Annotated in this window: 5 protein-coding genes and 1 pseudogene; 4 read left to right on the top strand and 2 right to left on the bottom strand. The window is 62.2% G+C overall.

The annotated features are described in order from the left end of the window. Together QZ653_RS14275 and clpB are read left to right on the top strand one after the other, a co-directional pair. Nucleotides 1-807, top strand: a pseudogene (locus QZ653_RS14275) (hypothetical protein); the annotation flags it as partial. Nucleotides 808-982: 175 nt separating this feature from the next. Next, the gene (gene clpB, locus QZ653_RS14270) at nt 983-3595 is read left to right on the top strand and encodes an ATP-dependent chaperone ClpB (protein WP_296421060.1); all 2613 of its coding nucleotides are present in this window, start codon (nt 983-985) and stop codon (nt 3593-3595) included. 274 nt (nt 3596-3869) lie between these two features. On the opposite strand, the gene QZ653_RS14265 is transcribed toward clpB, so the two are convergent. Both QZ653_RS14265 and QZ653_RS14260 read right to left on the bottom strand, forming a co-directional pair. Then, complete coding sequence (locus QZ653_RS14265; RefSeq protein WP_296421057.1) at nt 3870-4616, bottom strand: SDR family NAD(P)-dependent oxidoreductase; 747 nt, start codon at nt 4614-4616, stop codon at nt 3870-3872. Nucleotides 4617-4700: 84 nt separating this feature from the next. Then, complete coding sequence (locus QZ653_RS14260) at nt 4701-5177, bottom strand: fasciclin domain-containing protein (protein WP_296421055.1); 477 nt, start codon at nt 5175-5177, stop codon at nt 4701-4703. 296 nt (nt 5178-5473) lie between these two features. Between QZ653_RS14260 and QZ653_RS14255 the strand changes: the two genes are divergently transcribed. Continuing rightward, nucleotides 5474-6952: an FMN-binding glutamate synthase family protein gene (locus QZ653_RS14255; RefSeq protein WP_296421053.1), complete on the top strand. Its 1479-nt coding sequence runs from the start codon at nt 5474-5476 to the stop codon at nt 6950-6952. 211 nt (nt 6953-7163) lie between these two features. Beyond that, on the top strand, nt 7164-8032 hold an 869-nt coding region (gene msrP / locus QZ653_RS14250), incomplete at its 3' end, for a protein-methionine-sulfoxide reductase catalytic subunit MsrP (protein WP_296421052.1).

The following is an 8032-nucleotide window of genomic DNA, read 5'->3' as shown; positions in this document are numbered from 1 at the left end:
GACGACGCGGCGGACGGGACGACTTCGGCCGAACAGACGGACGCAGCCGACGACACCGCGACGCAAGAGGACGCCACAGCCGCAGACGACGCCCCGTCTGACGATGGTGATATGACAGCGGAGAACGAGACCCAATCCGACGCCACCTCTGAAGAGGGCGATGCGACCGTCGCCGATGCGGACACCACGGCCGAGACGTCGGATACCGCCGACGGGGCCGAAGACATGGCCGAAGCGGACGACGCTGACAGTGCTGACAGCGCAACCGCCGCGCCATTGGCCCAAGATGCGACTGCCGACGACGAGACGTCTGACGCTGATACCTCGACCACCGACGAAGCGACAGCATCGGACGAGGCTGACAGCGCATCTGAAACGACCGAAGAGGATACGCAGACAACCGCCTCGGATACCGATGCCGCATCGACCGATACAGCCGCAGCGCAGGACGACGAATCCTCCTCCGATGCAGCGGCCGACACCTCAGAGGCCATGACAGCCGACGCCGGGACCGAAGCGGGCGATGCCGACACCCAAGACGGGTCCGACAGCGCAGCGCAAGACCCGTCCGCAGCCGAGATCGCCGAGGCGGTAACGCCGGAAACCACGGATGCCGATACCACCGCGACGGACGCGTCTGAGGGTACTGCTGCCTCTGACCTGTCGCTTGAGGAACTGGCCGCGCAGATGCAGGACGCCATGGAACGCGCCGACGCCCTGCGCGCCGATGCGGACGAGGCGGACAAGATGGCACAGGATCTGGCGGACCAGCTGCGTGCCCGTCTGGACGACATGACCGCTGATTAAGGCCAGCGAAAGCCCGTGTTTACAGGCGTCCCCACAGCGGGGGCGCCTTTTTTTCGTTGTTGTGATCTTGCAACAGCGGCGGGGTGAACCCATCTGATCGGTGAGGCCCCACACCAGCCTGTGCCGCATTGGCGGGCAGCATTCGAACCGGGGCGCTTGATAAAGGAGAGACGCCATGAACTTGGACAAGTTCACAGAGCGGTCGCGCGGTTTCATTCAGGCCGCCCAGACGATCGCCATGCGGGAAAGCCACCAGCGGTTGGCCCCCGAACACCTGCTCAAAGCACTGCTCGACGACGATCAGGGCCTCGCGGCCAATCTGATCAACGCATCCGGTGGCAACGCGCAGCAGGTCATGCAAACCAACGACATTGCCATGGGCAAACTGCCCAAAGTAACCGGTGACGCAGGCCAGACCTATATGGATGCCACCACCGGCAAGGTGCTGGCCGAGGCTGAAAAGCTGGCCAAGAAAGCAGGCGACAGTTTTGTTCCTGTCGAACGTGTATTGACCGCCCTCGCCATGGTGAAATCCAAGGCGAAAGAGGCCTTGGACGCCGGTAAAGTCACGCCACAGGGCTTGAACGCTGCAATCAACGACATCCGCAAAGGGCGCACGGCTGATAGCGCCTCTGCCGAAGACGGATATGACGCGCTGAAGAAATACGCGATGGACCTGACCGCGCGTGCGCGCGAAGGCAAAATCGACCCGATCATTGGCCGGGATGAGGAAATCCGCCGCGCCATGCAGGTCCTGTCCCGCCGTACCAAGAACAACCCTGTTCTGATCGGTGAACCCGGTGTGGGTAAAACCGCTATTGCCGAAGGTCTGGCGCTGCGCATCATCGACGGTGACGTGCCTGAATCCCTGCGCAACAAATCGCTGTTGTCGCTGGACATGGGCGCGTTGATCGCCGGTGCGAAATACCGTGGTGAGTTTGAAGAACGCCTGAAGGCCGTGCTGTCCGAGGTTACCGAAGCCGCCGGAGAGGTGATCTTGTTCATCGACGAAATGCACACCTTGGTGGGCGCTGGCAAAGGCGATGGCGCCATGGACGCGGCCAACCTGATCAAACCGGCGCTGGCGCGGGGGGAATTGCACTGCATCGGTGCGACGACCTTGGATGAATACCGCAAATACGTCGAAAAAGACGCGGCCTTGGCGCGGCGGTTCCAGCCCTTGGTGGTGCAGGAACCCACGGTTGAGGACACGGTCAGCATCTTGCGGGGCATCAAGGAAAAGTACGAACTGCACCACGGCGTGCGGATTTCGGACAGCGCCCTTGTGACCGCCGCAACCCTGTCGCACCGCTATATCACCGACCGCTTCCTGCCCGACAAAGCCATCGACCTGGTGGACGAAGCCGCCAGCCGGTTGCGGATGGAGGTCGACAGCAAGCCCGAAGAACTCGACGCGCTCGACCGTCAGGTCCTGCAGTTGCAGATCGAGGTTGAGGCCTTGCGGCTGGAGGATGACCAAGCCTCCAAAGACCGTCTGGCGACCCGCGAAAAGGAACTGGCCGATCTGCAGGACCGTTCCGCCGAGATGACGGCGAAGTGGCAGGCCGAGCGCGACAAGCTTGAGGGCGCGCGGGATCTGAAAGAGCAGCTTGACCGTGCCCGCGCCGATCTGGACATCGCCAAACGCGAGGGCAATCTGGCCAAGGCCGGTGAGCTGTCTTACGGCGTCATCCCCGAGCTTGAAAAGCAGTTGGGTCAGGCCGAGGAGGCCGACGACCTGATGGTCGAGGAAGCCGTGCGGCCGGAACAGATCGCCTCTGTTGTGGAACGTTGGACCGGCGTGCCCGTGGCCAAGATGCTTGAAGGAGAGCGTGAAAAGCTGCTGCGCATGGAAGACGGGCTGCACAAGCGCGTCATCGGTCAGAACGCCGCCGTTCGGGCAGTCGCCAACGCCGTGCGCCGTGCGCGGGCGGGCCTGAATGACGAGAACCGCCCGCTGGGGTCGTTCCTCTTCCTCGGGCCGACCGGCGTGGGCAAGACCGAGTTGACGAAGGCCGTCGCCGAATTCCTCTTTGATGACGACAGCGCCATGGTGCGCATCGACATGTCCGAGTTCATGGAGAAACACGCCGTCGCCCGTCTGATCGGCGCACCCCCCGGATACGTGGGCTACGACGAAGGCGGTGTGCTGACCGAAGCCGTGCGGCGGCGTCCGTACCAAGTCATCCTGTTTGATGAGGTCGAAAAGGCGCATCCGGATGTGTTCAACGTGTTGTTGCAGGTGCTGGACGACGGTGTGCTGACCGATGGTCAGGGCCGCACCGTGGATTTCAAGCAGACGTTGATTATCCTGACGTCGAACTTGGGTTCACAGGCGCTCAGCCAACTGCCCGAAGGGGCCGACAGTGCCACGGCGCGTCGGGACGTGATGGACGCCGTGCGCGCCCATTTCCGGCCCGAGTTCCTGAACCGTCTGGATGAAACGGTCATCTTTGACCGCCTCGCCCGTGACGATATGGACGGGATCGTGGACATCCAGATGGCACGGCTGTTGAAACGTCTGGCTGCGCGGAAAATCCGGCTCGATCTGGATGACGGCGCGCGCAAATGGCTGGCGGATGAAGGGTACGACCCGGTGTTCGGGGCACGCCCACTGAAACGCGTCATCCAACGCGCGTTGCAAGATCCTCTGGCTGAGATGCTTTTGGCTGGTGATATTGCCGATGGTGCTGTCGTTCCGGTTTCTGCCGGATCGGATGGGCTGATCGTGGGCGACCGCGTCAGTGCGTCCAACCGGCCCAAGCCGGACGAAGCCACGGTGCACTAACACGCGCTGGTCACGACAAAGGGGCCCTTCAGCGATGCTGGAGGGCCTTTTTCATGGGGTCGTATAAAGAATGGGTGGCAAGGCTGGCGGCCGCCGGTGGCGGACATCTTCCACGCACGAGGCGGGGTGTCAAACCGCCCGTGTCATATGAAGGGAAAGGGGCATGCGCCCCGTCCTGATTGCCAAGCTTCGCACGGGGTGTAAGGCCGCGCGGGATCCGGGGATGACATTAGGTTTGGGTGGTTAAGGCCCGGTTATGTCACCGTGCGTTGCGTCAGCTGCGCAAGGCCGGCAGGCCGACGCCCGTGGCCTCAAACCCGCCATCTGCCGCGATGGTCTGGCCGGTGACGAAGCTTGCTTTGTCGGACAACAAAAACGCGATGACCTCGGCGATTTCGCGTTCCTGTCCGTAGCGGTTCAGGGGGATGGCATCGTGGTAGGCGTCGATAATCTCTTGGCTGTGCACAGCCATGGCAAGCTTGGTCTTCACTGGTCCGGGGCACACGGTGTTGGCGCGGATGCCGTATTCCCCCAGCTCCACCGCTTGCTGCAAGGTCAGCTGGATCACCGCCGCCTTGGACGTCCCATATGCCACCCGCAGGGTAGAGGCACGCAGCCCGCTGATGCTGGCAATGTTCACAATCGCGCCTTTGGATTTTTTCAATGCAGGCGTGGCGGCTTGGGTGCACAGAAACACCCCGTCCACATTCGTCTCCATCACCGTTTTCCAGCGGTCAAACCCCGTGTCTTCAATCGGCCCGAAATCCGCCACACCGGCGTTGTTGACCAACCCGTTGATGGTGCCGAAATGCCGGACCGCTTCGTCCACCATGCCCTGCACGGCATCCGGATCGGATACGTCGCAAAAAATACCGTGGACATTGTCGCGCGCCGTCACAGCCTCGGCCAGGGCATCGCCGTCGCGGTCCACCAGACCTACCTGCCATCCGGCCTCAAGCAAAACATCTGCCGTGGCCAACCCGATGCCGCGTGCGCCGCCTGTGATAATTGCTGTCTTCATGGCCTTAACCTGCCGCGTCACACCGCCTGTGTAAACGCAAAAGGGCCGCCCGAAGGCGACCCTTTCGGTAAAGGATCGCGCCGATTATTCGGGGATCAATACCGTGTCGATGACGTGGATGACACCGTTGGTGGCTTCGATATCGGCAGTCGTCACTGTCGCAGGACCGATGAACACATTGTCCCCGATCGACACCGCAATGTCGCGGCCCTCAACGGTTGTGGCCATCAATCCGTCTGTCAGGTCGGACGACATCACCTTGCCGGCCACCACATGATACAAAAGGATTTGTGTCAGGGCGTCCGTGTCCTCGAGAAGGCCCTCGACGGTTCCTTCGGGCAGGGCGGCGAATGCCTCATCCGTGGGGGCGAAGACGGTGAACGGCCCCTCACCTTTGAGGGTGTCCACAAGGCCCGCAGCCTCGGCTGCGGCCAGAAGCGTGGTGAAGGACCCCGCATCGGCCGCGGTGTCCACGATATCCTTGGCGTGGCCATCCGCAAAAGCGGTCGTGGTTGTCAGGGCGAGGGTGGCCGTCGCGGCCATAAATGTACGACGCAGCATTGTGTTTCTCCTTTGATCAGGTTCGACACCTCATTGGTATCAAAGGGGATACGCGCTTCGGGGCGCACGGTTCAAAGGGGTTTTCCGCCGATGCAGTTTGACGACATCGGCACCGGGGCTAAGCCGCACTATGGCCGAATTTCCAGTCACGTATATGTGATCACCGGCGGAAATCGCCCGGTGATCCGGCCATAATCCGCACCGTGTCTTTTGCCGCTTCCGGTCGTTTCGGTTGACGTCCGGACCATCGGTCTATTGTGCTGTCCCCAGCATCAAACCCGAAAGGCACCGCGCCCATGTTTTCCAGTTTTTCCATGTCCGTATTCGAAGGCCTTGCTGTGGCATTGATCGTGGCCATGGGGCTGGTGATCGCGATGATCGCTGTGCTCTTTGTGATCGACCGGCTGCAAACCCAAGACGCGATCCGGCGCAACTATCCGGTGGTCGGGCGCTTTCGCTATCTCTTCACCGCCCTTGGGGAATTCTTCCGCCAGTATTTCTTTGCCATGGACCGCGAAGAACTGCCCTTCAACCGTGCCCAACGCGATTGGGTCAAACACGCGGCCGGTGGGAAAGGCAACACCGTCGCCTTCGGGTCCACCCGCAACCTCGCCGTGCCGGGCACCCCTATTTTCACCAACGCGGCTTTCCCGCCGCTCGACAACCAGTTCGCCAGCACCGAGGCGCTGACCATCGGCCCCGGTGCGCGCGAACCCTACGACGCGCCGTCGATCTTCAACCTCAGCGGCATGTCATACGGCGCGATCTCCAAACCCGCCGTGCAGGCCCTGTCGCGGGGCTGTGCCAAGGCGGGCATCTGGATGAACACGGGCGAGGGCGGCCTGTCGCCCTATCACCTCGAAGGCGGGTGCGACATCGTCTTCCAGATGGGCACCGCGAAATACGGCGTGCGCGATGCGGACGGAAACCTTGACGAGGGCGAACTGCGCAAAGTGGCCGCGCACCCTCAGGTCAAAATGATCGAAATCAAACTCGCCCAAGGGGCCAAGCCGGGCAAGGGCGGCATCCTGCCCGCCGCCAAAATCAGCGCCGAAATCGCCGAAATCCGTGGCCTGCCGAAAGGCAAAGACGGCATCAGCCCCAACCGCCATGCAGAGGTCGACGACTGGAACGACCTGCTGGATTTCATCGCCCATGTGCGTGAGGTCACGGGCCTGCCCACGGGCATCAAAACCGTCATGGGGGCCGAGGCCGCCTTTGCCGACTTCTTCGACACCATCGTCGCGCGCGGCCCGGCCAGCGCGCCGGACTTTATCACTCTGGACGGCGGCGAAGGCGGCACCGGTGCCGCGCCCATGCCGCTGATTGATCTGGTGGGCGTATCCATCCGTGAGGCCCTGCCGCGCGTGTCTGCTTTGCGCAACGACCGCGGCCTCAAGGACCGCATCCGCATCGTGGCCTCCGGCAAACTGGTGAACCCCGGTGATATCGCCTGGGCGCTGTGTGCGGGGGCGGATTTCGTGACCTCCGCGCGGGGCTTCATGTTCAGTCTGGGCTGCATTCAGGCGCTTAAATGCAACAAGAACACCTGTCCCACCGGCATCACGACACACGACCCACGGTTCCAAAAGGGCCTCGTTCCGGCCGAAAAATATGACCGCGTTGCGTCTTACGCCAAAGGCATCATCAAAGAGGTCGAAACCATCGCCCATTCCGTCGGCGTGTCCGAGCCGCGCAAAATGCGCCGCGACCATGTCCGCATCGTGCAGGCCGATGGCACCTCGACACTGCTGTCCACCCTCTATCCGGGCTAGGCGGCCCCTTTTCTCTGGTTCCAAAATACCTCGGGGGAGGGCGCACGCCCGGGGGCAGCGCCCCCACCCGCGCCGCAGGCGCGCGGGTCGGATGGCCGCAAGGCCATTCGACACTGTTACAGCCCCCCCGCGCAGACGTGACACAGTGTTTAGTGACGCTTCACACCTTCACCCTATATATATCACGAAATCGTAACTGCCGGAGACTTCAATGGCCCACCGCTGGACAAACACCCTCACCCGTAATGACGTGACCCCGAAATCCTTGTGGATGAACCGCCGCGCGGTTCTGGCTGGTATGGCGGGGGCCGGCGCGCTGGGCGGTACGGTGCACGCGCAGGAAGCGCTGGAGCCCAACACGCTCGAAGAAATCCGCTCCTACAACAACTTCTATGAATTCGGCACTGGCAAGTCCGATCCAGCCGCCAATGCAGGCGACATGCAGACCGATCCGTGGGAGGTGACGGTGGACGGTCTGGTCGACAATCCCGGCACCTATGCGCTGCAGGACCTGATCGGGGATATGACCATTGAGGAACGCATCTACCGGTTCCGCTGTGTTGAGGCTTGGGCGATGGTCGTGCCATGGAATGGCTTTGAATTGGCTGATCTTCTGACCAAGGTCGGCGTTCAGTCCGGTGCCACCCACGTGGCCTTTGAAACCGCCGTCCTGCCTGAGGTTATGCCCGGCGTGCAACGCCGCGTCATCGACTTTCCTTACGTCGAAGGTCTGCGTCTGGATGAGGCCATGCACCCGCTGACCCTGATGGCGACAGGTATCTATGGTGAACCCATGGCCAACCAGAACGGCGCGCCCATGCGCTTGGTCGTGCCATGGAAATACGGCTTCAAATCCATCAAATCCATCGTGCGGATCACCCTGACGGACAGCGAACCGCCCACCACGTGGAACAAGATCAACGCCCGCGAATACGGGTTCTATTCCAACGTGAACCCTGACGTTGACCACCCCCGCTGGTCTCAGGCATCGCACCGCGTCATCGGTGGCGGCCTGTTTTCCGCGCGGGAAGACACATTGATGTTCAACGGCTATCCTGAGGTTGCCTCACTTTATGAGGG

It is taken from the genome of Pseudooctadecabacter sp. (genome assembly GCF_020627745.1).
GTDB lineage: Bacteria > Pseudomonadota > Alphaproteobacteria > Rhodobacterales > Rhodobacteraceae > Octadecabacter.
Note: the sequence above shows the minus strand (reverse complement) of the source record. Positions and strands in the feature narration are given on the sequence as shown.

Bases quoted from the DNA above. Each gene is read 5' to 3' on its own strand.
- QZ653_RS14255 (WP_296421053.1), top strand. From the start codon at position 5,474: ATGTTTTCCAGTTTTTCCATGTCCGTATTCGAAGGCCTTGCTGTGGCA.
- QZ653_RS14260 (WP_296421055.1), bottom strand. From the start codon at position 5,177: ATGCTGCGTCGTACATTTATGGCCGCGACGGCCACCCTCGCCCTGACA.
- QZ653_RS14265 (WP_296421057.1), bottom strand. From the start codon at position 4,616: ATGAAGACAGCAATTATCACAGGCGGCGCACGCGGCATCGGGTTGGCC.
- clpB (WP_296421060.1), top strand. From the start codon at position 983: ATGAACTTGGACAAGTTCACAGAGCGGTCGCGCGGTTTCATTCAGGCC.